Annotated in this window: 23 protein-coding genes and 1 pseudogene; 10 read left to right on the forward strand and 14 right to left on the reverse strand. The window is 53.6% G+C overall.

The features are described 5' to 3' along the window. Nucleotides 1–2: 2 nt before the first annotated feature. Entirely contained in the window at nt 3–1,130 is a 1,128-nt protein-coding gene (locus FY206_RS00625) for a glycosyltransferase family 4 protein (protein WP_032644412.1), read from the reverse strand. After that, nucleotides 1,127–2,197, reverse strand: coding sequence for a putative lipopolysaccharide heptosyltransferase III (gene rfaQ / locus FY206_RS00630; protein ID WP_077064258.1), 1,071 nt, complete (start codon nt 2,195–2,197; stop codon nt 1,127–1,129). The genes FY206_RS00625 and rfaQ overlap by 4 nt, the downstream gene beginning before the upstream one ends. A gap of 150 nt (nt 2,198–2,347) precedes the next feature. On the opposite strand from rfaQ, the gene FY206_RS00635 reads away from it, so the two are divergent. After that, nucleotides 2,348–3,304: a polysaccharide deacetylase family protein gene (locus FY206_RS00635; protein ID WP_032644413.1), complete on the forward strand. Its 957-nt coding sequence runs from the start codon at nt 2,348–2,350 to the stop codon at nt 3,302–3,304. A gap of 24 nt (nt 3,305–3,328) precedes the next feature. Here the strand turns inward: FY206_RS00635 and FY206_RS00640 are convergent, their stop codons facing one another. The 6 genes from FY206_RS00640 to rfaD are packed head-to-tail and all read right to left on the reverse strand — an operon-like array spanning nt 3,329 to nt 9,526. After that, nucleotides 3,329–4,543 (reverse strand): O-antigen ligase family protein, encoded by a 1,215-nt coding sequence (locus FY206_RS00640; RefSeq protein ID WP_032644414.1) that lies wholly within the window; start codon nt 4,541–4,543, stop codon nt 3,329–3,331. After that, nucleotides 4,531–5,439, reverse strand: a complete 909-nt coding sequence (locus FY206_RS00645) for a glycosyltransferase family 2 protein (RefSeq protein ID WP_032644415.1) — start codon at nt 5,437–5,439, stop codon at nt 4,531–4,533. The genes FY206_RS00640 and FY206_RS00645 overlap by 13 nt, the downstream gene beginning before the upstream one ends. A 5-nt stretch (nt 5,440–5,444) precedes the next feature. Next, nucleotides 5,445–6,554: a glycosyltransferase family 9 protein gene (locus tag FY206_RS00650; protein WP_032644416.1), complete on the reverse strand. Its 1,110-nt coding sequence runs from the start codon at nt 6,552–6,554 to the stop codon at nt 5,445–5,447. A gap of 3 nt (nt 6,555–6,557) precedes the next feature. Continuing rightward, complete coding sequence (gene rfaC / locus FY206_RS00655; RefSeq protein ID WP_032644417.1) at nt 6,558–7,541, reverse strand: lipopolysaccharide heptosyltransferase RfaC; 984 nt, start codon at nt 7,539–7,541, stop codon at nt 6,558–6,560. Between the two features lie 3 nt (nt 7,542–7,544). Further along, entirely contained in the window at nt 7,545–8,591 is a 1,047-nt protein-coding gene (gene rfaF / locus FY206_RS00660; protein ID WP_032644418.1) for an ADP-heptose--LPS heptosyltransferase RfaF, read from the reverse strand. Nucleotides 8,592–8,593: 2 nt separating this feature from the next. Then, nucleotides 8,594–9,526, reverse strand: a complete 933-nt coding sequence (rfaD, locus tag FY206_RS00665; protein WP_032644419.1) for an ADP-glyceromanno-heptose 6-epimerase — start codon at nt 9,524–9,526, stop codon at nt 8,594–8,596. A gap of 215 nt (nt 9,527–9,741) precedes the next feature. Here rfaD and kbl point away from each other — a divergent pair, with 215 nt between their 5' ends. The 3 genes and pseudogenes from kbl to FY206_RS00680 all read left to right on the forward strand — a co-directional run. Then, nucleotides 9,742–10,938 carry a glycine C-acetyltransferase gene (kbl, locus tag FY206_RS00670; RefSeq protein WP_077064257.1) on the forward strand — a complete coding sequence of 399 codons (1,197 nt, stop codon included), beginning with the start codon at nt 9,742–9,744 and terminating at the stop codon, nt 10,936–10,938. A gap of 9 nt (nt 10,939–10,947) precedes the next feature. Continuing rightward, nucleotides 10,948–11,973, forward strand: a complete 1,026-nt coding sequence (gene tdh / locus FY206_RS00675; RefSeq protein ID WP_032644421.1) for an L-threonine 3-dehydrogenase — start codon at nt 10,948–10,950, stop codon at nt 11,971–11,973. Between the two features lie 294 nt (nt 11,974–12,267). Then, a pseudogene (locus FY206_RS00680) lies at nt 12,268–12,591 on the forward strand (IS4 family transposase); the annotation flags it as partial. A 151-nt stretch (nt 12,592–12,742) separates the two neighbouring features. Here FY206_RS00680 and FY206_RS00685 read toward each other — a convergent pair. After that, nucleotides 12,743–13,822, reverse strand: coding sequence for a glycosyltransferase family 9 protein (locus FY206_RS00685; protein ID WP_032644422.1), 1,080 nt, complete (start codon nt 13,820–13,822; stop codon nt 12,743–12,745). Nucleotides 13,823–14,137: 315 nt separating this feature from the next. On the opposite strand from FY206_RS00685, the gene FY206_RS00690 reads away from it, so the two are divergent. Then, nucleotides 14,138–14,938, forward strand: a complete 801-nt coding sequence (locus FY206_RS00690; RefSeq protein WP_032644424.1) for a glycosyltransferase family 2 protein — start codon at nt 14,138–14,140, stop codon at nt 14,936–14,938. A gap of 3 nt (nt 14,939–14,941) precedes the next feature. On the opposite strand, the gene FY206_RS00695 is transcribed toward FY206_RS00690, so the two are convergent. From FY206_RS00695 to gpmM, 3 genes are read right to left on the reverse strand one after another with little or no spacing between them, the layout of a single operon-like run. Beyond that, nucleotides 14,942–15,874, reverse strand: a complete 933-nt coding sequence (locus FY206_RS00695; RefSeq protein WP_032644426.1) for a divergent polysaccharide deacetylase family protein — start codon at nt 15,872–15,874, stop codon at nt 14,942–14,944. A 3-nt stretch (nt 15,875–15,877) separates the two neighbouring features. Further along, nucleotides 15,878–17,137: a murein hydrolase activator EnvC gene (gene envC, locus FY206_RS00700; protein ID WP_229267856.1), complete on the reverse strand. Its 1,260-nt coding sequence runs from the start codon at nt 17,135–17,137 to the stop codon at nt 15,878–15,880. A gap of 33 nt (nt 17,138–17,170) precedes the next feature. Next, nucleotides 17,171–18,715, reverse strand: a complete 1,545-nt coding sequence (gene gpmM, locus FY206_RS00705; RefSeq protein ID WP_032644428.1) for a 2,3-bisphosphoglycerate-independent phosphoglycerate mutase — start codon at nt 18,713–18,715, stop codon at nt 17,171–17,173. Between the two features lie 246 nt (nt 18,716–18,961). On the opposite strand from gpmM, the gene FY206_RS00710 reads away from it, so the two are divergent. The 5 genes from FY206_RS00710 to cysE all read left to right on the forward strand — a co-directional run bounded on the left by FY206_RS00710 (nt 18,962) and on the right by cysE (nt 22,071). Then, entirely contained in the window at nt 18,962–19,393 is a 432-nt protein-coding gene (locus FY206_RS00710; RefSeq protein WP_032644429.1) for a rhodanese-like domain-containing protein, read from the forward strand. 11 nt (nt 19,394–19,404) lie between these two features. Next, nucleotides 19,405–19,656 (forward strand): glutaredoxin 3, encoded by a 252-nt coding sequence (grxC, locus tag FY206_RS00715; RefSeq protein ID WP_032644430.1) that lies wholly within the window; start codon nt 19,405–19,407, stop codon nt 19,654–19,656. A gap of 32 nt (nt 19,657–19,688) precedes the next feature. Next, the gene (gene secB, locus FY206_RS00720; RefSeq protein WP_003860835.1) at nt 19,689–20,156 is read left to right on the forward strand and encodes a protein-export chaperone SecB; all 468 of its coding nucleotides are present in this window, start codon (nt 19,689–19,691) and stop codon (nt 20,154–20,156) included. Continuing rightward, nucleotides 20,156–21,175: an NAD(P)H-dependent glycerol-3-phosphate dehydrogenase gene (gene gpsA / locus FY206_RS00725; RefSeq protein WP_032644431.1), complete on the forward strand. Its 1,020-nt coding sequence runs from the start codon at nt 20,156–20,158 to the stop codon at nt 21,173–21,175. The genes secB and gpsA overlap by 1 nt, the downstream gene beginning before the upstream one ends. 74 nt (nt 21,176–21,249) lie before the next feature. Further along, nucleotides 21,250–22,071, forward strand: a complete 822-nt coding sequence (gene cysE / locus FY206_RS00730; protein ID WP_008502718.1) for a serine O-acetyltransferase — start codon at nt 21,250–21,252, stop codon at nt 22,069–22,071. A gap of 32 nt (nt 22,072–22,103) precedes the next feature. On the opposite strand, the gene trmL is transcribed toward cysE, so the two are convergent. Beyond that, nucleotides 22,104–22,574 carry a tRNA (uridine(34)/cytosine(34)/5-carboxymethylaminomethyluridine(34)-2'-O)-methyltransferase TrmL gene (trmL, locus tag FY206_RS00735; RefSeq protein WP_032644432.1) on the reverse strand — a complete coding sequence of 157 codons (471 nt, stop codon included), beginning with the start codon at nt 22,572–22,574 and terminating at the stop codon, nt 22,104–22,106. 45 nt (nt 22,575–22,619) lie between these two features. Beyond that, a complete protein-coding gene (locus tag FY206_RS00740; protein WP_032644433.1) occupies nt 22,620–23,960 on the reverse strand; it encodes an MFS transporter in 1,341 nt (446 codons plus the stop codon). Between the last annotated feature and the right edge of the window lie 94 nt (nt 23,961–24,054).

Genomic DNA, 24,054 nt, shown 5'->3' on the forward strand with positions numbered 1-24,054 from the left:
TTTTAATCCAGTAATTTTTGATAAAGCGAAATAAGCTGACTTGACAGTTTTTCAGGGGTGGCGTCTTTCACACGTTCCCGTGCCGCGCGTCCCATATCGTTATTTTTTTCCAGAGAAGGAGTGGCGGATATCGCTTCCTTCAATGTGTTGATATCAAGTGCGTCACAATAAAATCCGTTCTGGCCCTGCTGAATAAATTCTGCTCCACCGCAACTCTCTGAAGTAATGACGGGCAAGCCGCAGGCCATCGCTTCAAGAATGACGTTAGGGAAGGGATCATACAGCGTTGGCAACAGTAAACCATCGGACAGCTGATAAAAAGGTAGCGTTTCTTTTTGCATCCCCAGGAAATGGATTTGCCCTTCGCAGCCAAGTGAACGGGCAAGGTCGCGATAACGGCTTTCTGCTTTATCCTGGCCAACCACAATCAGCCACGCCGCTGTTCCAGCGATAGCGCGTATGGCGCTCGCCAGGCCTTTTCGTTCAAACCCTGAACCGACAAAACAGAACACCACGGCATCGGCTGGCAAGCCGAACTGCTGACGCAGCGCGGCACGCTGTGCTTCCTGAGCCGGAACGAAGCGGCTGGAATCAATTGAATTATAAATTACATGTATTTTATTTGCGTCAATATCAAAGTCTTCGACGATTTCGCGCTTGATCATCTCCGCGTTACAGATGACAGCTTTTAGCTCAGGCGCCTGGTACATTTCTCGTTCGGCATGCATCACGTAGCGGTGATAGCGATCAACCATCAGCATCTTTGCACGCCACGCGGGTAGAATGCGCGCGCGCTGCAGTAGCCAGCGGCGGTGGACGCCATCGCCTGCGCGATAGATGTCGCAACCCGGGATACGCTCATGGCTTTGCACAATATCAAACTGCTGCTGCTGCCACAGCGCGCTCGCGGCCTGTGCAAATCCGCGTTCACGACTGATGCGACCCCATTTTTGCGGATTGCAAATGTGAATATGCCAGTCGTCTTGCTTCTCTCCCTGCCACTCACGCGTGATGACGTTGAGTTCAAGGTTCTGATTGCTCAGGGCCGTGAGGGCGCGCGAAACGAAGCGTTCCGCTCCGCCATCAGGGCGATACTTTTGGCGAACTATCGCCAGGCGATGGGGTTTCATGACAGATATCTCCTCGCGGCGGAGACGACAGCATCAACGGGAATGGCGTCGAGATAGCGTTCTTTCGTTTTAGTATCAATGGCGTCCGGATCGGGCAGCGGGCCGTAGTCGCCAGCCCAGATGACCTGGCCGTTGACCTGCCATGGAGACCAAAACGTCAGTTTGGAAGGACCAAACAGCGCCACGCAGGGCGTCTGCAGCGCGGCGGCCATATGCATCGGCACGGAGTCCACGCCAATAAACAGAGAGGCGCGATCGATAAGCGCGGCCAGCTGGCGTAGCGTTAATTGACCCGCCAGCGAGACGACGCCGGTCTTCGGCGCGGCAGCGAGAATGCGTTCGATCATTGCCAGCTCCTTTTTATCCGGCCCCGCGGTGAGAACTACCGTATGACCATCCTGCTGCAGCGCAGTAATAGTCTGCGCCATTTTGTCTTCATCCCAGCATTTGAAGAACCAGCGGGATGTCGGCTGAATCACGATGTAGCGTTCACCCACTCCGTTTTGGACCAGTTTTTGATGCGCGCGCTGCCAGTCTTCTTCAGTGTAGGCCATGGTGACGGCGGGCTGCGCCGGGACCGGTAATGGAGACAGAATGGAGAGGTTTTGCTCAACGGTGTGCAGGGATGGGTGATTCGCAACGGGGACTAATTCACTGTGACAAATACGCCAGAATGCATTGTTGCGTTTGTTAAAGGCAAATCCGAGGCGAACCGGCGCGCCGGTGAAGCGGGTGACAATCGCGCTACGCCACTGATCCGCAAGGTTAATCACCAGATGATAATGCTGCTTTCTTAACGCCCGCAGCAGCTGCCACTCTTTTTGAAGATGCTTCAGCGTGCCCAGCTGCTTCCATTTTCGATCGATGCCATAAAGGGTACCGATCGCCGGATGCGCGGCGAGCATATCGCGCGTTTCTTCATACAGCAGAACATCAATCTGCGCCTGCGGCCATTTTTGACGTAACGAATTAATGACGGGAGTGGTCAGCAACATGTCGCCATGATGGCGGAGTTTGATAAGTAAAATGCGCAAATCGGGCGTATCAGGTAAGTTATTCATCATCATCTTATCGGCGTTGTACTGTTGGCAATTCTAATAGACCTGATAGCGACTTGCACTCTTTCTCCATAATCTCAGGAATTTCCCGCCAAGGGTTTACTCGGGCTTTGGAGAATGCGTAACATAGCGCTAACTTCCCTGTCTTGCGGACTCATTATGAAAAAACCAGCGTTTATCATCACGATTGATACTGAGGGCGATAATCTCTGGCAAAATCACCGCGTTATTAAAACGGAAAACGCGCGCTATCTTGCGCGGTTCCAGACGCTTTGTGAACGTTTCGGCTTTAAACCCGTGTGGCTGACCAATTACGAGATGGCGGTTGAGCCCGTTTTTATCGAATTCGCCAGAGACGTGATTGCCCGCGGCCAGGGCGAGGTGGGGATGCATCTCCACGCATGGAATAGCCCACCGGAACACGATCTTACGGGAGACGACTGGCGCTGGCAGCCTTATTTGATTGAATTTTCGGATGAGGTGATGCGCGAAAAAGTGCTGTTCATGACTCGCCTGCTGGAAGAGACCTTCCAGACCAAAATGCTAAGCCACCGTGCCGGTCGTTGGGCATTTGATAGCCGCTACGCCAGGTTACTGATTGAGCTGGGCTATCAGGTTGATTGTTCCGTTACGCCGCGCGTGAACTGGCGCAACGCGAAGGGTGCACCACAAGGCAATGGTGGAACGAATTATCAGCATTTTCCGGACCACGCTTACTTTATTGATATTAATGATATCTCTCGGGCTGGCAATAGCCCATTACTGGAAGTGCCGATGAGCATTCAGTATAAACACCCGGCCTGGCTCAACACGGTTAAGCAGGGTTACGATCGTCTGCGCGGTAAATACCGCTCACCCTCCGTCAACTGGCTGAGGCCGTCCGGTGGCAATGCGGAGCAAATGATTCAGGTCGCACAGCAATGCCTTTCTCAGGGAAATGATTACGTTGAGTTTATGCTCCATTCGTCGGAATTTATGCCCGGCGGCAGTCCTACGTTTAAGGACGAGGCGGCGATCGAGGGGTTATACCAGGATCTGGAAGCGCTGTTTAGCTGGTTATCCGACAAGACGGTGGGGATGACGCTGGCGGAGTTTTATCAATACAAGAAAAAATAATGCCCGCCAGGCGGGCATTATTAGTTACTGGTGTTGTCGGGTTTGTGAAAAGAGTGTACTTAGCGCAAACACGGTGACAAAGAAGATAAGCGCCTCTGAGCTCAACAAAATGACGTCCGTCAGACCATAGAGCAATAAAAGAAGCATGGTCGTCAGCAGCAGGCCGTTTCTGTTTTTAAGCGCATAAGCGATCATCGATATATAGAAAAAGAAGAGTACTACCAGCCCGGGGATCCCCTGCAGAGAGTATTTTTCAATAAACTCGTTGTGTAGATGGATTTTTAAATATTCGAGTGCTGCAGTGAGATGTGGATGTCCATTTTTCACATATTGCTGTGTCCATGTTTCACGGCCTTCACTCGACTGCCCTAATGGATGCGCAAGCCCATTCTGAATGCCAACCTCCCACATGGAAAAACGTGCCCCAAGTGAAGTTGTATCGTACCCTTTTTGATAGCTATCTAATTCAGTTTGCGTTTGCGCTAGCTTAGGAGCAATCAGCGGCTTGTAGCTAACAATAACGATACCCGCCACAATGCATAAGAAAATCAGCGTGGATTTAAGATGGATTCTTCTGAAGTGGTAGAGCGTGAGTACAATTGCCAGGAGTAAATATAATCCCATTGCGGCACGTGTACCCGTTAAAAGAATGATAAAATAAGATATTAATATGGTGAAGCCGGCGACAACATACAATTTTACACTCTTCTGTAGATAAAGGCTGTATACAAACGCCAGTGACAATACAGAGTATACATAGGCCGACACGGTCGCACGGTTTATGGCCATCTCAATACGTCCCATGCCCTGTGATGCTTGCCATAAACCATAGCCAGTGGCAAGGACAAATCCTGCACCAGAGGCATACAAGAAATATTTGTGGAAGGATGTTTTATCAATATAAGACTTAAACCGGTCAAGATAGAAAATGAGAACACTCGCGAGAATCAATTTTTTACTTGCACCGAGATAACCGTTATAAACGTTCAGTCCTTCGCTATGATATTCATACACCAGATACCAGCCAAGATTAAGCAACCCAATTAATAAAATCGGTAATGCAATGGTAAATGGACGCACTGTGATTTTTTTATATTCGCATGCTAAGCCGATGATGCTGGCATAAATCGCAATATAGAAAAACTCTCGCTGTTTACCTGAGCTCAGTAACGCCAGCGCAAGCGAAATAAGGCTCAAAAGCAGCGTAAGCTGATAAAGCCGCAGTTTTACTTTTTCCATAATGCCTCAATAACCCTTTTTTTGTAGCTGAAACGAACATCGCTGGAGAAGAAAAAAGAGAACGAATAGAGTGCTCTTACCCGCTGTTTAACCAGTTTGAGTTGTGCATCAGTAAGATGTTGCCGGTGGTTACTGTAAATATCAAACCAGTGACAATTAATGAGATGCCTGAAGGCATGCGGGAACTTTTTTTCCATTTCTAATGTGCAATCAACCAGCATGGCGATTTTACCGGCGTCCAGACGACTCGATAAGCTGTCGCCACGTTTGATGTAATAATAGTGTCCCTTCCGCTGATACACGATTTTACTCGATTGCATCAGCATGCCGGGAAATACGGCGAAATCTTCATAACAGACCATCGAAGGAATCGGGTTATTTACATACAATTTTCGATGAATGAATTGCCCAATAAGATGCGCCTGAAAATCTTTGTGCTGCAGGAACCGCTTTATTGCCTCATGTTGTGACAAAGCAACAGGCGAGAACCCCTGCCAGTCGGCGGTGATTTTTTTGGTGTCGCGAATTTCCAGCAGGCGCGTCAGTAGCATATCAGGGCGCGCTGTTTTGAGAAACGCTATGGCGTCCCGGATGCTGCCCGGTTTCAATCGGTCATCGCTATCCAGCATGGTAATGTACTCGCCTGACGCCAGCGAGAGGGCGCTGTTTCGAACTTGACCGACGTTACGGTACTCAACGTATCGGGATTGCACATTCGGAAGCGTTGGCAACCATGCCTCAATAATATCCTCTGTGGAATCATTAGAACTGTCGTTAAAGATAATGATCTCAACAGCATCCCCCGCATTATCAATCGCGTTTTGCAGGCTTTGTAGCGTTGCGTCAAGCGTATCCTGGGCGTTATGTGCGGCAATAATGATGCTTAGAAAAGCCATAACAATTAGTTTCCTTGGGCATCAACGGTATATGCGGCCGCGTTAGCTGTTGCTAACGCGCAAATGAAATGTCTAATGCTGTCCAGCGATTCATCTGTTACAGAAAAGAGCTCTTCCCGGCTCTGTGAGAAGTAATACCGTGTTTCAAAAACATACGAGCAAATATTGTCATCATTACCAATCAGCAACACGTTGCCAAGCGGGCGCTGTTCGTAGTGGCAGCAGGGGCCAAACAGCAAGACGACCGGCACGCCTACCGCATCGGCAATGTAAACATTTCCCGAGTCGGACGCGATATAGCAATCCATCTTTGAAATAGCCCACGGGAGTTCTTCAAGCGAGATTTTGCCGATCAGATTGATAAAGTTGGGCAGTTCGCCGTAAGCGCGGGTGATGTCGTCCATCCACGATTGTTCATTTGGGGCGCCAAAGACATAAAACTCGCAGGGCAGGTCGGCGAGACGATCGGCAATTTGCTTCCAGATGACCGGTGGAACGGTTTTCGCTTTATTCCCTGCGGCAACGCTGATGCCGATTCGGATCACGCCGGGTTTATCGAGGATTGCTGGATAGGTCGCGGGTTTGAAAAGTGGCTTTGTAGCGTGCTTTGGCGAGTCTTGCCAGGTTAAAGAGCGATCGGCCAGTTTCAGATAGTTTGTGACCGACAGCGTCTTTTTATCGTGTACAACGATACCGTCTGCCGTTGCATAGAAAATACCGTGATACCATCTGCGCGTGTAGATGCTTAAGAATTGTTTGTTTTTAGCATTACATACGGAGGCTAAAAAGAGGTTCACGCTGTTGGGCTGCAGAAGATAGACATTGTCATAGCGGTTCATGATCTGGCAGGCAAAGACCAGCTTTCGCCACAGGTTACGCTTATGCTGCTCGATAAAAAAAAACTCGTCGATTGTCTCATCATGCTTCGCCAGCGCACCTACGCTACGACTGACGAGCACGTCGCTTTTTTGCAGGTATGCCAGAAGAGGCGTTGCATTAACAAAATCGCCGATTTTAGCTGTCTGAATGACCAGGTTTTTACCTGTCTCTTTACGGAACAGCTTCCGGATAAGCTTCACCGGAAAGAGTAAAATCAGCAGAAATACGTAACTCATGCGTTAAATATCCCTGTTGGAAAGCCAACGGCTGCCCTGTAAAAATGAAAAAATCGCATCTGCGCTGATATCCTTCGTTTGCTGGGTCGGGCTGACCATCTGATGCTGGTTTTTACCGTAACCCCCGATCAATCCAGGATCGGTCGGGCCAAAAATCGTAATATTCGGGCGATCCAGCGCCGCGGTTAAATGGCTCAAGCCCGTATCAACGGAAACAACAGCATTCGCTCCCGCCAGCTCTGCTGCAACCTGCGCCAGCGTGAGTTTCGGCAACACCTCGACGTGCGAAAAGCCTGACGCCAGACGCTCTGCACGCTGCCGCTCATGCTCTGCGCCCCACGGGAGTTTAATATGGATGCCGGTAGGTTGCATTAGTTCAATCAGGCTTCGCCAGTGCGTTTCCGGCCAGTGTTTATCGTCGCGCGTTGTGGCATGCAGGAAGACAAGATAAGGCTGAACGCGGGGATCTGTATTGCGCAAAAAGTGCTGCGCAATGGCGTAGTCGCCCTGGGTTTCCGGTTTCGCATAGCCCAGGCTTTTAGCAAACAGCTCGCGGGTACGTTCAACGGCGTGCTGTTGCTTTGCGATATGGTGGCGGCGGTTATAGAACAGGCTCGCCAGCGGTTCGCGGGCGGTGTGCCAGTCCATGCCGTGCTTGACGCCATGTGCCAGACGCGTCACCAGCGCCGCGCTTTTCACGAGCCCCTGGGCGTCGATGATAGCGTCGTAATGCTGTGCCTGCACCGCCTGACGAAAGGCTTTGCGTTCGGCTTTAACCGGCGCGGAGAACCACGCTTTGCGCCAGCGGCGAATCGCTACCGGGATCGCGCGGTCAACCGCTTCATGCCAGGTGGGAATTTGCGCGAAGCCTTCTTCCACCACCCAGTCAAAACGAATGCCGGGAATGGCCTGCATGGCATCCGTCAGCGACGGCAGCGTATGCAGCACATCGCCCATCGAAGAGGTTTTAACGATCAGTACCCGCATTCGTTATCCTTCTTCGCTTAACAGCAGTTCGTTAAGCTCTTCGAGAACGCGCGCTGGCGTAATGTCGATCAGGCTCTGATGATAACCTTCCGCGGCATCGCCTTTGCGCACCTTGTAGTAGCCGGTGATCAGGCGAATGACGCGGGCTTTATGCGAAAGCGGCGGCGTGAAGTCCGGGCTGCTTGGGCCATACAGCGCGACCAGAGGTCGGTTGAGCGCAGCGGCGACGTGCATCAGACCTGAATCGTTGGAGACCACAGCCTTACAGGCAGCAATCAGAATCACCGCCTGTTCAAGCTGCGTTTCTCCTGCCAGGTTGCGGCACCAGGCCTGCTGTTCATTGCTGAGCGTCGCGAGGATTTCGTTGCCAGCCTCGTGGTCTTTTGCCGAGCCGAACAGGACAATCTGGTAGCCTTCGTCAATCAGCTGTTTCGCCAGCTCCGCATAGTGATAGTGCGGCCAGCGTTTTGCCGGGCCGAACTCGGCGCCAGGGCAGAAGCCAATCATCGGGCGTTCAGACGAAAGGCCAAACGCGCTGCAGGTCTGGGACTTTTCACCGTCGTTAACCTGAAGCTGCGGCCAGAGCAGCGGCTGCGGCAGATCTTTTGCACAGCGCATCACGCCTTTGTCGTAGGCCAGCGCCACGTAGCGCTCGACCATTAATGGCCAGGCGGCTTTATCCAGCACCCGCGCATCGTTCAGCAGCCCGTAGCGCATTTCACCGCGCCAGCCGGTGCGATGTGGGATGCCCGCAAAAAAGGGCACCAGGGCCGATTTAAAGGAGTTTGGCAGAACGTACGCGCGATCGTAGCGCTTCTCGCGCAGGCTATGGCCGAGCTTGCGGCGTTCGCCGATTTCCAGCGCCCCGTGGCCGAGTGGCATCGGGATGGCTTCGTTCACTTCCGGCATACGCGATAGCAGCGGACGGCACCATGCGGGTGCCATCACGTCGATTATCGCCTGGGGATAACGCGCCTTGAGCGTGCGATAGAGACTTTGCGACATCATCATGTCGCCCACCCATGACGGGCCGATCACCAGAATTTTCATACTTACGCGTCGCGGTTCAGCCAGGCCATATATTCCGTTACGCCTTCGGCAACGGTCTTGAACGGCTTGTCGTAGCCTGCGGCGCGCAGATTAGTCAGGTCTGCCTGGGTGAACGCCTGATAGCGGCCTTTCAGCTTATCCGGGAACGGAATGTACTCGATGCTGCCTTTTTTATGGTACGCCAGCGTGGCGTCAGCCACCGCCTGGAAGGACTCTGCGCGGCCGGTACCGAGGTTGAAGATGCCGGAGACGCCGTTCTCCAGGAACCACAGGTTTACGGCGGCCACGTCACCCACGTAGACGAAGTCGCGCTTGAAGCCGTCGCTGCCTTCGAACAGTTTCGGGCTTTCGCCGTTATTCAGCTGGGTGTTCAGGTGGAACGCTACGCTTGCCATGCTGCCTTTATGCCCTTCGCGCGGCCCGTAGACGTTGAAGTAGCGGAAGCCGACGATCTGGGAATTCGCTTCTGGCAGAATCTGACGCACGTACTCGTCGAACAGGAATTTAGAATAGCCGTAGACGTTCAGCGGCTGCTCATATTCGCGGGATTCGATGAAGTCCGAGGTGCGCCCGCCGTAGGTGGCCGCGGATGAGGCGTACAGGAACGGAATTTCACGCTCCAGGCAGTAGTGCAGGATCTCTTTGGAGTACTGATAGTTGTTGTCCATCATGTACTTGCCGTCCCACTCGGTGGTGGAAGAACACGCCCCTTCGTGGAAGATGGCGTCGATCTCGCCGAACTCTTCGCCGGCCATAATCTGGATAAGGAAATCTTCTTTATCCATGTAGTCAGCGATGTTCAGATCCACCAGGTTGACGAACTTGGTGCCGTCTTTCAGGTTGTCAACCACCAGGATGTCGGTGATGCCTTTGTCATTGAGAGCCTTAACAATATTGCTGCCGATAAAGCCCGCGCCGCCGGTAACGATGATCATAACGGTAACCTTTGAAGTGTGGAGTCCGGGCACAATCCCGGACGCTAATGCTTCTATCATATCATTAGTATGGCTGCCCTTCAGCCATTCACCGACATAGCGCAAGGGTACACGTGATTTATGCTGCAAAAACGACAAGAGATGACGTGTCATCTCGTCATGAACTATAGGTTTGGGTAATATGTCCCGAAATTTGCCGAGTCTGGAGAATTGCAATGCGTGGTGATTTTTACAAACAGTTAAACAGCGACCTCGAGACCGCACGTGCGGAAGGGTTGTTCAAGGAAGAGCGTATTATCACGTCTGCTCAGCAGGCGGACATCACCGTTGCCGACGGCAGCCATGTGATCAACTTTTGTGCGAACAACTATTTAGGTCTGGCGAATCACCCTGAGCTGATTGCCGCGGCAAAAAACGGCATGGATACCCACGGCTTCGGCATGGCCTCCGTACGCTTTATCTGCGGCACGCAGGACAGCCACAAACAGCTTGAGCAAAAGCTGGCGAGCTTCCTCGGAATGGAAGACGCGATTCTCTACTCCTCCTGCTTCGACGCCAACGGCGGTCTGTTTGAGACCCTGCTCGGCGCAGAAGATGCGATTATCTCCGATGCCCTGAACCATGCTTCCATCATCGACGGCGTGCGCCTGTGTAAGGCGAAGCGTTTCCGCTACGCCAACAACGATATGGTCGAGCTGGAAGCGCGCCTGAAAGAGGCCCGTGAAGCCGGTGCTCGCCACGTGCTGATCGCCACCGACGGCGTGTTCTCCATGGACGGCGTGATCGCTAACCTGAAAGGCGTCTGTGACCTGGCGGATAAATACGACGCGCTGGTGATGGTCGATGACTCGCATGCGGTTGGCTTTGTTGGCGAAAATGGCCGTGGTTCCCACGAGTACTGCGACGTGATGGGCCGCGTGGACATCATCACCGGCACGCTGGGCAAAGCGCTCGGCGGCGCGTCAGGCGGCTATACCGCCGCGCGTAAAGAGGTGGTTGAGTGGCTGCGCCAGCGCTCCCGTCCGTATCTGTTCTCCAACTCCCTGGCACCGGCGATTGTTGCCGCCTCCATTAAGGTGCTGGAGATGGTGGAGTCCGGTGCTGAGCTGCGCGATCGTCTCTGGTCCAACGCCCGCTTGTTCCGTGAAAAAATGAGCGCCGCAGGGTTCACCCTGGCCGGTGCCGACCATGCCATCATTCCGGTGATGCTGGGCGATGCGGTCGTCGCGCAGCAGTTTGCCCGCGAACTGCAAAAAGAAGGGATTTACGTCACCGGGTTCTTCTTCCCGGTGGTGCCAAAAGGTCAGGCGCGTACCCGCACCCAGATGTCCGCGGCGCACACGCCTGAACAAATTGAACGTGCGGTGGAAGCCTTTACCCGCATCGGTAAACAGCTGGGCGTCATTGCCTGAGGACGTGTGATGAAAGCGTTATCCAAACTGAAAGCGGAAGAAGGGATTTGGATGACCGACGTGCCGGAGCCGGAAGTCGGTCATAACGATCTGCTGATCAAAATTCGTAAAACGGCTATCTGCGGTACTGACGTTCACATCTACAACTGGGACCAGTGGTCGCAGAAAACCATTCCTGTACCGATGGTTGTCGGTCACGAATATGTCGGTGAAGTGGTGGGTATCGGCCAGGAAGTGAAAGGCTTCCAAATCGGTGACCGCGTCTCCGGTGAAGGTCATATTACCTGCGGCCACTGCCGTAACTGCCGCGGCGGGCGTACGCACCTGTGTCGTAATACCATCGGCGTGGGCGTGAACCGTCCGGGCTGCTTCGCGGAATATCTGGTGATCCCGGCCTTTAACGCCTTCAAAATCCCGGACAATATCTCTGACGATCTGGCCTCTATCTTCGACCCGTTCGGCAACGCGGTGCACACGGCGCTCTCCTTCGACCTGGTCGGTGAAGACGTGCTGGTCTCCGGTGCGGGCCCCATTGGCATTATGGCGGCAGCCGTGGCGAAGCATGTGGGCGCACGTAACGTTGTGATCACCGACGTGAACGAATACCGTCTGTCGCTGGCGCGCAAAATGGGCGTCACCCGCGCGGTGGACGTATCGAAAGAGAGCCTGACCGACGTGATGGAAGAGCTGGGCATGACCGAAGGCTTTGACGTGGGTCTGGAGATGTCCGGCGCGCCGCCGGCGTTCCGCACCATGCTCGACACCATGAACCACGGTGGCCGAATCGCGATGCTGGGTATCCCGCCGTCAGATATGTCTATCGACTGGAACAAAGTGATCTTCAAGGGGCTGTTCATCAAGGGCATCTATGGCCGCGAGATGTTCGAAACCTGGTATAAGATGGCGGCGCTGATCCAGTCTGGTCTGGATCTGTCCCCGATTATCACTCATCGTTTCTCCATTGATGAGTTCCAGCAGGGCTTCGACGCGATGCGTTCTGGCCAGTCAGGGAAGGTGATCCTGAGCTGGGATTAAACCCACCAGCGGGCACCCGCATGAGCGGGTGCCATTGCGACTTTTAATAGTTTGAACTTTCGGTTTTTTCTTGTAATGATTTAATCAATTATATTTATTACTATAAATATTTTACACGTCAAATATATTTGGTGATTAACAGAATGTTTATTTTTCTGCTGATAAAGTGAATATTCGCAAACCGCGAAAATATAGTGACAAGATTATAAATGTTCCCAATAAAGCAGGCTATGAAAAGTAAGAACACTCCTCTATGCCTGCTTCACAAGTTTGTCATAAACTTTTCAGCCAGTCCCTTCACCTGTTAAGCACAAGATTAAGCGTGTTGAACGGCACCTCAACAGCGGCCTCATGTGCAGTGATATTCCCTCCGTCTATCAGCAACTTATATCCCGCTTTATGCACAGCCTTTCATTTTGTGTCATTGACGTGGACTGGAGTGGCTATCCTTCATCCGAACTCAGTGTTTTGCGGGCAAGCCTGTTGTGTGATGGCAGAGCTAACCATCGGATGAGTAAGGTTATGTCCTCCTGCTACCAGAACAACTCTGCCGTGCAAAATGCCTTTCTCGATCAGATGGCTGTCGCCATCGGCAAAAATAAGCAGGTCATTAATGTCATGCGGCAGTCGCGGGGCTCCTGTCGGGGATGAACCCCGACAGGGTATATGCCGATATAGCGAGGGCCTATCGAAACATTATCATGGTGTACTAATGATGTTTCTGGGGATCCCTCAGTCCTGAGGCTCTTTATTAGTTAGGATAACCCCTCTAATTAAGTTTACTCAGTACTTTTGATGAAATATCATCAATGTTAATTTTATTGTGGCGCTTATCATAAATCAGCTGCTCTGAGTTCTCACCAACAGGTGAGAAAATAGTATTGCCCTCAAAGTTTTTATTGTGATCCAGCAGCATCGAAAAATAGATGGCAATGAGTTTTTTGTCATATGCGCAGGCGATATGAACGATGGCTGTATCAACGGAGACCACCAAATCGGCTTTTTTAATCAGCGTGATGGCATCCCAAAGCGATTTAAAGCGACACACAGTAATTTTCTCATCATCGAAAGTAAGATCCGCCAGTTTTTTACCTTCACCAATGATAAAGACTTGAGCATCCGGGTACTGCGCAATATCATTCGCCAGTTTTTCCAGTTGAGGTTGCGAAAGACTCCGTTCCGCGACGCTCGCGAATGGGTTAAGCACAACGATCTTTTTTCCTGAATGCGGCTGTAGATAATTGTCTATGAAATCCTCATGTTCTGGTAAAACAGGTAACGAGTAACGAAGGAATTCTGGCTTAACGTTAAGGGCGTTAAGAATTTTCTTTTGTGGATAGGTTATATGAAACTCACAACTGATAGGCAGCATTAAGTTATAAGGCTTTTCCAGCCAGCCACCAAATCCAATCGCATATTTATAATGGATCTTCGCTAAAATTTGGGTATTAAATAATTCCTTCCTTTTCATCCATGAATAATGACTTATCACAAGGTCTGTCTCGATATCTTTCATTGCTTTGATATTGTTGATATCGACAACATAAACTTCATCAATATCCGTCATTTTTTCGAAGAGATCGCGATTTCGCTCTTCAACGATGACCTGAAGTTGATAGCCTGCATCTTTCAGGTTACGCCAGATTCCCGTGTGACATACCGCATCGCCAATTCCAAGATCAACGAAAGGGAAAAGGATTTTCTTAACGCTGGATACGTCAATTTTTTCTTTTCGCTTATCTTGTAGTTGTCGTGATAATGAAAGTAACTTTAGCCGTCTTTTTAGTTCTTTCGTTTTATAGTTTCGCTGTCTGTTAATTTCCTTGAAATAACCAATTATTTTTTTCATAACCACGCTAAGCCAAATTAAGCATTTTACTGTGGGTAGTATAATCTTAACGCCACCGAAAAGAAAAGACTGCGGAAATAGAGCTGAGCGGCGATAATTTTATTATTATTAAACAATGACTTAATGAGTTCTATTGCTCTTTGACCCCCGTCATTTTTCTGAGGCAATCAACGCAGCACAGAGTTTTTATTGATCAACGTGAGGCATGCATGCTTTTTCTTGAAAAATAACAAATAAGATACAGATCCGGAAGTGACAACAGTGATAGCAGGAACTATCTTGTCAGGAGTGACTTGACTGAGTTCAGGAGACCACATGTTTAAATTAACCGTATGTCTTTTGACATATAACTCTGCTCGATTATTACATAAGGTTTTAACTCCGTTAATCAGGATTGCAGATGAATTTATTGTTGTAGATTCTGGTAGTTCAGATGAGACGTTAGTCATCCTTAAGGAATTTGCCATTACGCCAATATTTCATCCGTATGCAATGCACGGCGAGCAGATGAATATTGCTATTTCCCGGTCATCTAACGACTGGGTGTTATGTATGGACAGTGATGAAATTCTTGATGAGGAAACCGTTCAGTATATCTTGGGGTTAAAGTCTGGAGAGGAGCCTCCTGCTGATTGCGGCTGGAGCCTTTCACGTTACTGGTATGTCTTAGGAGAGAGAACGCGAACCATCTATCCGATTTCTTCTCCAGATTTCCCATTAAGATTGTTCAACCGTCAGTACGCCAGATTTAACAATCGACCAGTGGATGATAAGGCGATAGGTGCGGCGCAAGTAACGCGCATACCAGGCCATGTTCGGCACGACACATTTTATTCCCTACATGAAGTGTTAAATAAGCTAAATGTCTATACCACCCGAGTCGTAAAAAATCAGACGCTCAGGCCGTCAATCGCACGTGGTGTGGCGAGTGCTATTGGAGCTTTCTTTAAATGGTATCTGTTTAGCGGGGCATGGCGGCAGGGAAAAGTTGGGGTGGTGACGGGACTCTATGCCACCTTGTACAGTTTTTTAAAATATTTCAAAGCCTGGTATCAGTATCAAGATAAACGCGAGTCCGCCGCCCGGGAGCAGACGGACTCTCAGATTGCGAAATAAGCGTCAGGCTTTCTTACCCCATCCCTGCCACTGATGCTGGAAATATTGCACCAGCGTACTCTGGCTCACGCTTTCACCAATCACAGAGAAGAAGCGGGTCGCATAGACCGGTTCTGGCGGCTGCTTCGGTGCACAGCGCTTCACGCCGCGGAACGGGTTACGCGGCTGCGTTGCGGGTGGTTGTGCGCTACCCGGGCGAGACGTATCGACCTGCGGCTCATTGAGCAGATCGCTCGGACGCACCAGCGTGATATCCGCAGGCAAGGTCGGCAGCATCTGCTGCAGGACGCGAACGGTAGACGGGTGCGGGTGACCGATAGCAATGGCTGAGCCATTGCGGCGGGCCAGCTGTACCGCGCGATTAAACTGCATGCGGATATCGGCTTCGTTCTGGGTATCATCCAGGAACACCTTGCGCTTAATCACCTTGACGCCCGTACCCTGAGCGGCACGCATCGCCTGGCTGTTGCCGATGGTCATGCTGTCGAGGAAGTAGAGATTGTAACGCTCCAGCGCCTGCATCACTTTGAGCATCCCGTACAGGCTGGACGTCATCGCGCTGCCCATATGGTTGTTCAGGCCCACGGCATAAGGCACTTTGTTGTACGCCTCGCGTATGATGCGCTCGATCTCATCGCTGCTCATATCCGGGCGCAGGGTGTCTTTCTCCAGCGGCTGCTTGCTGAGCGGCGCCATGGGCAGGTGGATCAGCACCTGGTGCCCGCTGTTGTGGGCTTTGGTCGCCATCTCATGTGCATGAGGGGCATTCGGAAGGACGGCAACGGAGATGGCCGACGGCATCGCCAGCACCTGATTTTCATAATGTGGACGATAACCGAAGTCATCAATCACGATGGCGAGTTTACCTGCGTATACCGGTGCAGCCAGCGCCAGCGCGCTGACGACGGAGAAAACGAATCGACGAAATTGAAGCAAAACTTATCTTCCCAACCACGGCTGTGGATTGACCGCCTGACCCTGGCGACGAATTTCGAAATAGAGTGACGGGCGGCCCTGACCGCCACTGCTGCCCACAAGGGCGATGGGTTGGCCCGCGCGCACCTGCGTGCCAACGCTGACCAGCGCGCTCTGGTTGTAGCCGTAAAGGCTCATGTCGCCTTTACCGTGTTCGACCACCACCACAAGGCCGTAACCCTGCAGCCAGTCGGCCAGAATCACGCGGCCATCGGCAATGGCTTTCACTTCGCTACCTTCAGACGCGCCGATAACGATCCCTTTCCAACGTAGCTCACCCTGCAGCTGTTCGCCATAGCGATGCAGAATTGAACCGCGAACGGGCCAGAAAGCCTGACCGCGAGGAGAGCCCAAACCGCCGGTACGCGACATCAGGGAACGTTCGCTCTCGCTTGGCTTGTAGGTCGTCCCTTTGCGGGACGCTTCCTGCTGCTTGTCGCGAACGGCCTGCGCCTCGCGAGCCTCTTTTTCGGCGCGCGCTTTCGCCGCCGCTTCCGCACGGGCGATGCTGTTACGCAGTTTTGATTCGTTGGCGCGCATTTCGCTCAGCTGGCTTTGGCCTTCCTGAATGGAGGACTCAAGGCCGGAAAGAGTTTTCTTACGCTCGTTGCGCGCCTGCTCAAGCTTTGCCTGCTGGGCCTGCTGATCGTAGAGCAGCGTTTGCTGCTGGCTCTGCTTCTCTTCCAGCTCGGCTTTTTGCGTGGAGACCTCTTCACGCGTCTGCTTCAGCTGCGCGATCGTCTCCTGACGTGCCTGGTTGAGGTAGCCAAAGTAGGCCTGCAGGCGCTGGCCACGCTGGCTCTCTTCACCGCTGAGGATCAGCTGGAGTCCGGTATGTTCACCCTGACGGAATGCGGCATCTAGCTGAGCGGCAAGGTTGCGCTCCTGCGCATCACGCTGGCGCTCCAGTTTGGCAATTGACGCATTCATCTCGTCGATCTGCTTATTCAACTGGGCGAGGGTATTTTGCGTTTCACGAAGTTTTCGCGTGGCGGCGGAGATGGCCTCTTCCTGCTGCTTAAGCTGGGCGAGCAGGGCGGCGCGCTGCTGTTGCTGCTGGCGTACCGCGCGCTCTTTGGCGGCGATATCGGCCTGAATGGATTTCAGCTGGTCGCGGTCATCCGCGTGGGCGGATGCGGCGCACAGCAATACGCCAGCGCTGAGCGCGCTGGCGTAAAACAGAGGCCTGACTGATAACCTAAGCGGCTTCACGACCCATGTGATTGAAAAAATCGCCTTTCCCCTCATGGGGAGCGATTATTCCACGATGAACAGCGGCTTACCAGTCATCTCTTCAGGGATCGGCATACCCATCAGCGACAGCATGGTTGGCGCGATGTCAGAAAGCTTGCCGCCTTCCACTGCTTTCAGTGATTTATCACCCACATAAATCAGCGGAACGGGCAGGTTGGTGTGGGCGGTGTGCGCCTGGCCGGTCGCCGGGTCGCGCATCTGTTCAGCGTTACCGTGGTCCGCGGTGATCAGCAGCTGGCCGCCAACGGATTCAACCGCTTTCGCCACCTGCTCAACGCAGTGGTCCAGCGCTTCGACCGCTTTCACCGCCGCTTCCATCACCCCGGTATGACCGACCATGTCGCCGTTAGGGTAGTTACAGATAATGGTGTCGTACTTACCGCTCTCGATCGCCGCAACCAGTTTTTCCGTCAGCTCGGCAGAGCTCATTTCTGGCTGCAGATCGTAGGTGGCCACTTTAGGGGAGTTGATCAGAATGCGGTCTTCGCCTTTGAACGGTTCTTCAACGCCGCCGTTAAAGAAGAAGGTCACGTGCGCGTATTTTTCCGTTTCGGAAATACGCAGCTGCGTTTTGTCGTTCTTCGCCATCCATTCGCCAAAGGTATTGGCCAGCGAGGCGGGTGGATACGCGCAAGGGGCTTTGATGTCTGCCGCATATTCGGTCAACTGGATGAAGTCGAGGTTTACCACTTTCTTGCGGGCGAAGCCGTCGAAGTCGCTGTTGACGAACGCACGGGTGATTTCGCGCGCGCGGTCAGCGCGGAAGTTCATGAAGATCAGCGCGTCGCCGTCTTCCATGGCGGCATCGGCCTGGCCTTCAGCGCGAATCACGGAGGCTTTCACGAATTCGTCGTTTTCATCACGTGCATAAGCCGCTTCCAGGGCTTCAACGGCGGTCGCGAACTGGAATTCACCTTTTGCCAGGGTCAACAGGTCATAGGCTTGTTCAACGCGATCCCAGCGGTTGTCGCGGTCCATGGCGTAGTAACGACCAATGATGGAAGCGACGCGGCCTTTACCCAGCGCGGCGAATTTCTCTTCGAAGGCTTGCAGAGAGCCTTTTGCGCTGCGCGGTGGCGTATCGCGACCGTCCAGGAAGGCGTGCAGATAGATTTTTTCCGCACCGCGTTCAGCGGCCAGTTCAACCATCGCCATAATGTGGTCTTCGTGGCTGTGAACCCCGCCGGCAGAGAGCAGGCCCATAATATGAACGGCCTTGCCAGCGGCAACGGCTTTATCAACCGCGCCAGTCAGCGTTGGGTTGGAGAAGAAGGTGCGTTCTTTGATTTCAACGTCCAGACGCGTCAGGTCCTGATACACGATACGCCCGGCACCCAGGTTTACGTGACCGACTTCGGAGTTGCCCATCTGGCGGTCCGGCAGGCCCACTTCCAGGCCAGACGCGTCAATCAGCGTATGCGGACGTTTCGCCCACAGCGCATCCATGACCGGGGTTTTGGCGTTGAAAATAGCGTTATCCTGGCTGTCTTCACGGTAGCCATAGCCATCCAGAATCACCAGTACCATAGGTTTTTTAGAAACCGACATTGCGACAACCTCATGCTCAAGAGTCAAAATTTGCGTAATTTTACTACAGCTGAATCGATCAAATAGCCGCAGAAGATCAAAGAAAGCGCGGAGGCAAGGTGCTGACCAGACCATTTTGAGGCATTTTTTTAGGTGGCATGCCGCAGAAAATGGATTAGGTTAGGGTCGCTGGCTGTATTTGCCAGAACGCACAGGTATACTCCTGTCCTGGTTTTTTTATCACTTAGTCGGGAGTAGTTACCCTCCATGCAAGAAATTATGCAATTCGTTAGCCGCCATCCGGTTCTGAGCATCGCGTGGATTGGCCTGCTGGCTGCTGTGCTGTCCACCACATTTAAGAGCCTGACGTCTAAGATTAAGGTTATCACCCGTGGTGAAGCGACGCGTCTGATTAACAAAGAAGATGCCGTCGTGGTCGATCTGCGTCAGCGTGACGATTTCCGTAAAGGTCACATTGCGGGCGCAATCAACCTGCTGCCAGCGGAAATCAAAGCGAACAACGTCGGTGAGCTTGAAAAGCACAAAGCCCAGCCGATTATCGTTGTGGATGCGACCGGCATGCAGGCACAGGAATCTGCCAGCGCGCTTCATAAAGCAGGCTTCGAAAACGTAACGGTGCTGAAAGAAGGTATTTCCGGCTGGAGCGGGGAAAATCTTCCTTTGGTGCGCGGTAAATAAGGAGTTCAGTCATGGCCCATATTGAGATCTATACCAAAGCGACGTGCCCGTTCTGCCATCGTGCGAAAGCGCTGTTGAACAGCAAAGGCGTTACGTTCCAGGAGCTGCCGATCGACGGTGACGCGATCAAACGCGAAGAGATGATTCAACGTAGTGGCCGTACGACGGTTCCACAGATTTTTATTGATGCGCAGCACATTGGCGGCTGTGATGACTTGTATGCGCTCGACGCCCGTGGTGGACTCGATCCGCTGCTGGGCTAAGAGACTTTAGGACAATTAAAAAGGGTATTTCCATGTCAGAACAAAACAACACCGAGATGACTTTCCAGATCCAGCGTATCTACACCAAAGATGTCTCTTTCGAAGCGCCAAATGCGCCACACGTTTTCCAGAAAGATTGGCAGCCAGAGGTTAAACTTGATCTGGATACCGCATCTACCCAACTGGCGGATGACGTGTATGAAGTCGTGCTGCGTGTGACCGTCACCGCTTCTCTGGGCGAAGAAACGGCTTTCCTGTGTGAAGTTCAGCAGGGCGGTATCTTCTCTATCGGCGGTATTGAAGGCAACCAGATGGCGCATTGCCTGGGCGCGTACTGCCCGAACATTCTGTTCCCGTATGCGCGTGAATGCATCACCAGCCTGGTTTCCCGCGGTACATTCCCGCAACTGAACCTTGCGCCAGTGAACTTTGATGCGCTGTTCATGAACTATCTGCAGCAGCAGGCTGGCGAAGGTGCTGAACAACATCAGGATGCCTGATGAGCACTGTTAATGCGTCAATGACTGTGATCGGTGCCGGTTCATACGGCACCGCTCTTGCCATCACGCTGGCAAGAAATGGTCACGACGTGGTCCTGTGGGGCCACGACCCAAAACATATCGCCACGCTGCAGCGCGATCGTTGCAACGTCGCGTTTCTTCCGGACGTTCCGTTCCCTGACTCCCTGCACCTTGAAAGCGACCTCGCGACCGCGCTGGCGGCCAGCCGCAACATTCTGATTGTGGTGCCGAGCCATGTCTTCGGCGACGTGCTCCGTCAGATTAAGCCGCTGATGCGCCCGGATGCGCGCATTGTCTGGGCGACAAAAGGACTGGAAGCCGAAACCGGACGTCTGCTGCAGGACGTTGCCCGCGAAGCGCTGGGCGATGCGATCCCGCTGGCGGTCATTTCCGGCCCGACCTTTGCCAAAGAGCTGGCCGCTGGCCTGCCGACGGCGATTTCACTGGCCTCAACCGATCCGGCCTTCTCCGACGATCTCCAGCAATTGCTGCACTGCGGCAAGAGCTTCCGCGTTTACAGCAACCCCGATTTTATCGGCGTGCAGCTGGGCGGGGCGGTGAAGAACGTGATTGCGATTGGTGCCGGGATGTCCGACGGCATTGGTTTTGGTGCCAACGCCCGTACGGCGCTGATCACTCGAGGGCTGACCGAAATGTCGCGCCTGGGCGAAGCGCTGGGTGCCGATCCGTCCACCTTTATGGGGATGGCGGGCCTGGGCGATCTGGTGCTGACCTGTACCGACAACCAGTCTCGTAACCGCCGCTTTGGCATGATGCTCGGACAGGGCAGCGATGTAAAAGGCGCGCAGGAGAAGATTGGTCAGGTGGTTGAAGGCTACCGCAATACCAAAGAAGTCCGCGAGCTGGCGCACCGTTTTGGTGTCGAAATGCCAATAACCGAGGAAATTTATCAGGTATTGTATTGCGGAAAAAATGCGCGCGAGGCAGCATTGACCTTATTAGGTCGTGCGCGCAAGGACGAGCGCAGCAGTAACTAGTCGGAAACGTTGTCACCTGAATGACCCAGCCAGCGCAGAACTGGCTGGTCATTAACTATCGTCTGGAGTAAGCAATGCCGTGTGAAGAACTGGATATCGTCTGGAACAATATAAAAGCCGAAGCCCGGGCGCTGGCCGACTGCGAGCCTATGCTGGCCAGTTTCTACCACGCAACGCTACTCAAGCACGAAAACCTCGGCAGCGCGCTAAGCTACATGCTTGCCAACAAGCTGGCGTCCTCAATCATGCCTGCTATCGCCATTCGTGAAGTGGTGGAAGAGGCTTACGCCGCTGACCCGGAAATGATCGCCTCTGCCGCCTGTGATATCCAGGCCGTGCGCACCCGTGACCCGGCGGTCGATAAATATTCTACGCCGCTGCTGTACCTGAAAGGCTTCCACGCCCTGCAGGCTTACCGCATCGGCCACTGGCTGTGGAATGAAGGCCGCCGCGCGCTGGCGATCTTCCTGCAAAACCAGGTTTCCGTGACCTTCCAGGTCGATATTCACCCGGCGGCGAAAATTGGCCGTGGGATCATGCTCGACCACGCCACCGGCATTGTTGTGGGTGAAACGGCGGTGATTGAAGATGACGTCTCGATCCTGCAGTCGGTTACCCTTGGCGGTACCGGTAAAACCAGCGGCGATCGCCATCCGAAAATTCGTGAAGGGGTGATGATTGGCGCGGGAGCCAAAATCCTCGGCAATATCGAAGTCGGACGCGGCGCGAAGATTGGCGCAGGGTCGGTTGTGCTCCAACCGGTGCCGCCGCACACCACCGCCGCTGGCGTACCGGCGCGCATCGTCGGTAAGCCAGACAGCGATAAGCCGTCCATGGATATGGATCAGCACTTCAACGGCATTCACCATACCTTTGAGTATGGTGACGGCATCTGAGATTTTGCCCGGCGGCGCTGCGCTTACCGGGCCTACCTTAATACGGCGCCGGGATACCCCAGCTGGCGCCAGGCTTCATATACCACCACCGACACCGCGTTCGACAGGTTCATGCTGCGGCTGTCCGGCATCATCGGAATACGAATTTTCTGCTCGGCGGGCAGGGCATCCAGAATCGTGGCCGGCAGGCCGCGGGTTTCCGGGCCAAACATCAGATAGTCACCTGCCTGATAGCTTACGGCGCTGTGCGCTGGCGTGCCTTTGGTGGTCAGGGCGAACATGCGCTGCGGCTGCTCGGCTTCCAGAAACGCGTCGTAGTCGCGGTGGCGAACCACGGCGGTAAATTCATGATAATCCAGCCCCGCGCGGCGCAGGCGCTTGTCGTCCCACGTAAAGCCCATCGGCTCAATGATGTGCAGGCGAAAGCCGGTGTTGGCGCACAGGCGGATGATGTTGCCGGTGTTCGGCGGAATTTCTGGTTCGAATAAAACGATGTTAAGCATGCTGCCCCCTTAATTGCGGGGGCAGAATAGCAGAAAAGAGCGGAACTACGCGACGCCGGGCTCCTGCGAGCGGCTATACAGCATTTTGTAGACGGTTGCCGCCGCGGCCACCAGCGCGGGCACGCTGAGGATCATTAAAATACTGTCTGCCTGCCACTGCATGGAAAGCAGCTGCGCGCTGGTCATGGTGCCCGCCACGCCGCCAAAGCGGCCAATGCCCTGCATCCAGGCGATGCCCGTCGCGCGGCACTCGGTAGGGTAAAAGGTGGCGGCCAGGGTCTGCATGCCCGACTGCGCGCCGTTCATCGCGATCCCCATCAGGAAGATCAGCCCGCCAAACAGGGCGATATGGTTATGCTCAATGCCCAGTAGCAGGATAAGGCCCATCGTAAGCACGAAACCACACGCAACCACCCTGTGCGCTTCCCAGCGGTCCATCATCCAGCCTGCAAGCAGAATGCCGGCGGTGCCCCCGAAGGTGAACAGCGAGGTGAGCCAGGCGGATTCCGCCAGGGCATAGCCCATCCCCTGCATCAGGGTCGGCATCCAGCTCAGCAGGACGTAGTAAATCACCAGCCCCATAAAGTAAGTGACCCACAGCATCAGTGTGCCGGGCAGCCAGGGCATGGAGAAGAGCTGCGCCACGCTCCCTTTTTTAGAGGCGACTTTCTCTTCCGCCAGGAAAAAGCCCGTGACGCTCTCCAGGGTGCTGCGAGCGAAGCGGCTGGCAATTCGGCGGACCTGCATGACGTCCTTCCCGCGCTGCACCAGAAACTTCACCGACTCCGGCAACAGCAGCGCCAGCAGCAGCGTTAAAATCAGCGGGGCAATCGCGCCGGTCAGCAGCACGCTTCGCCAGCCGTGGTGGGGGATAAGCCAGGACGAGATCGCCCCGCCGCCCGCCGCACCGAGAGGGAAGCCGCAGTACATGGTATTAATCGCCATGGCGCGGCAGCGCTGGGGGGCGAACTCGGAGATAAGCGTGATGGCGTTCGGCATGGCGGCACCGAGCCCCAGGCCCGTCAGAAAGCGCCACAGCGTCAGGGTATTCAGGCTTTGCGCCCAGGCCGTCCCCAGGCTTGCAAGACCGAAGAACAGGCAGGAAAAGACCAGCACGCGCTTGCGTCCGATCCGGTCCGATACCGGACCGGCGACCAGCGCACCCAGCGACAGCCCCAGCAGCGCCGCGCTCAGCACCGGGCCCAGATCCTGTTTGTGGATCCCCCATTCCGCCGACAGCGTAGGCGCGATGTAGCCCATTGCCGCCGTATCAAAGCCGTCGATCGCCAGAACCAGAAAGCCCAGCACAATGAGCAGCCAGTGAAACCCCGAAAAGGGGCTCTCATCGATTACCTGCTGAATATCCACCTTGCCTGAATACGTCATACGCTCCCCTTCGATGTGATGTTGTTTTTGTGTTCTTGTATTTGCTTGTCTATACAATTGCGGACGGCAGGTGGATGTCAAATTTTCTTATCCA

Source organism: Enterobacter chengduensis, from assembly GCF_001984825.2.
GTDB lineage: Bacteria > Pseudomonadota > Gammaproteobacteria > Enterobacterales > Enterobacteriaceae > Enterobacter > Enterobacter chengduensis.

Excerpts from the sequence above, each read along its gene's own strand:
- rfaF (WP_032644418.1), bottom strand. The coding sequence starts at position 8,591 with ATGAAAATTCTGGTGATCGGCCCGTCATGGGTGGGCGACATGATGATG.
- gpmM (WP_032644428.1), bottom strand. The coding sequence starts at position 18,715 with ATGTCGGTTTCTAAAAAACCTATGGTACTGGTGATTCTGGATGGCTAT.
- FY206_RS00740 (WP_032644433.1), bottom strand. The coding sequence starts at position 23,960 with ATGACGTATTCAGGCAAGGTGGATATTCAGCAGGTAATCGATGAGAGC.
- FY206_RS00710 (WP_032644429.1), top strand. The coding sequence starts at position 18,962 with ATGCAAGAAATTATGCAATTCGTTAGCCGCCATCCGGTTCTGAGCATC.
- FY206_RS00625 (WP_032644412.1), bottom strand. The coding sequence starts at position 1,130 with ATGAAACCCCATCGCCTGGCGATAGTTCGCCAAAAGTATCGCCCTGAT.
- tdh (WP_032644421.1), top strand. The coding sequence starts at position 10,948 with ATGAAAGCGTTATCCAAACTGAAAGCGGAAGAAGGGATTTGGATGACC.
- cysE (WP_008502718.1), top strand. The coding sequence starts at position 21,250 with ATGCCGTGTGAAGAACTGGATATCGTCTGGAACAATATAAAAGCCGAA.
- FY206_RS00685 (WP_032644422.1), bottom strand. The coding sequence starts at position 13,822 with ATGAAAAAAATAATTGGTTATTTCAAGGAAATTAACAGACAGCGAAAC.
- FY206_RS00640 (WP_032644414.1), bottom strand. The coding sequence starts at position 4,543 with ATGGAAAAAGTAAAACTGCGGCTTTATCAGCTTACGCTGCTTTTGAGC.
- rfaD (WP_032644419.1), bottom strand. The coding sequence starts at position 9,526 with ATGATCATCGTTACCGGCGGCGCGGGCTTTATCGGCAGCAATATTGTT.
- kbl (WP_077064257.1), top strand. The coding sequence starts at position 9,742 with ATGCGTGGTGATTTTTACAAACAGTTAAACAGCGACCTCGAGACCGCA.
- secB (WP_003860835.1), top strand. The coding sequence starts at position 19,689 with ATGTCAGAACAAAACAACACCGAGATGACTTTCCAGATCCAGCGTATC.
- FY206_RS00635 (WP_032644413.1), top strand. The coding sequence starts at position 2,348 with ATGAAAAAACCAGCGTTTATCATCACGATTGATACTGAGGGCGATAAT.
- FY206_RS00645 (WP_032644415.1), bottom strand. The coding sequence starts at position 5,439 with ATGGCTTTTCTAAGCATCATTATTGCCGCACATAACGCCCAGGATACG.
- trmL (WP_032644432.1), bottom strand. The coding sequence starts at position 22,574 with ATGCTTAACATCGTTTTATTCGAACCAGAAATTCCGCCGAACACCGGC.
- FY206_RS00650 (WP_032644416.1), bottom strand. The coding sequence starts at position 6,554 with ATGAGTTACGTATTTCTGCTGATTTTACTCTTTCCGGTGAAGCTTATC.
- grxC (WP_032644430.1), top strand. The coding sequence starts at position 19,405 with ATGGCCCATATTGAGATCTATACCAAAGCGACGTGCCCGTTCTGCCAT.
- rfaQ (WP_077064258.1), bottom strand. The coding sequence starts at position 2,197 with ATGATGATGAATAACTTACCTGATACGCCCGATTTGCGCATTTTACTT.
- FY206_RS00690 (WP_032644424.1), top strand. The coding sequence starts at position 14,138 with ATGTTTAAATTAACCGTATGTCTTTTGACATATAACTCTGCTCGATTA.
- rfaC (WP_032644417.1), bottom strand. The coding sequence starts at position 7,541 with ATGCGGGTACTGATCGTTAAAACCTCTTCGATGGGCGATGTGCTGCAT.
- gpsA (WP_032644431.1), top strand. The coding sequence starts at position 20,156 with ATGAGCACTGTTAATGCGTCAATGACTGTGATCGGTGCCGGTTCATAC.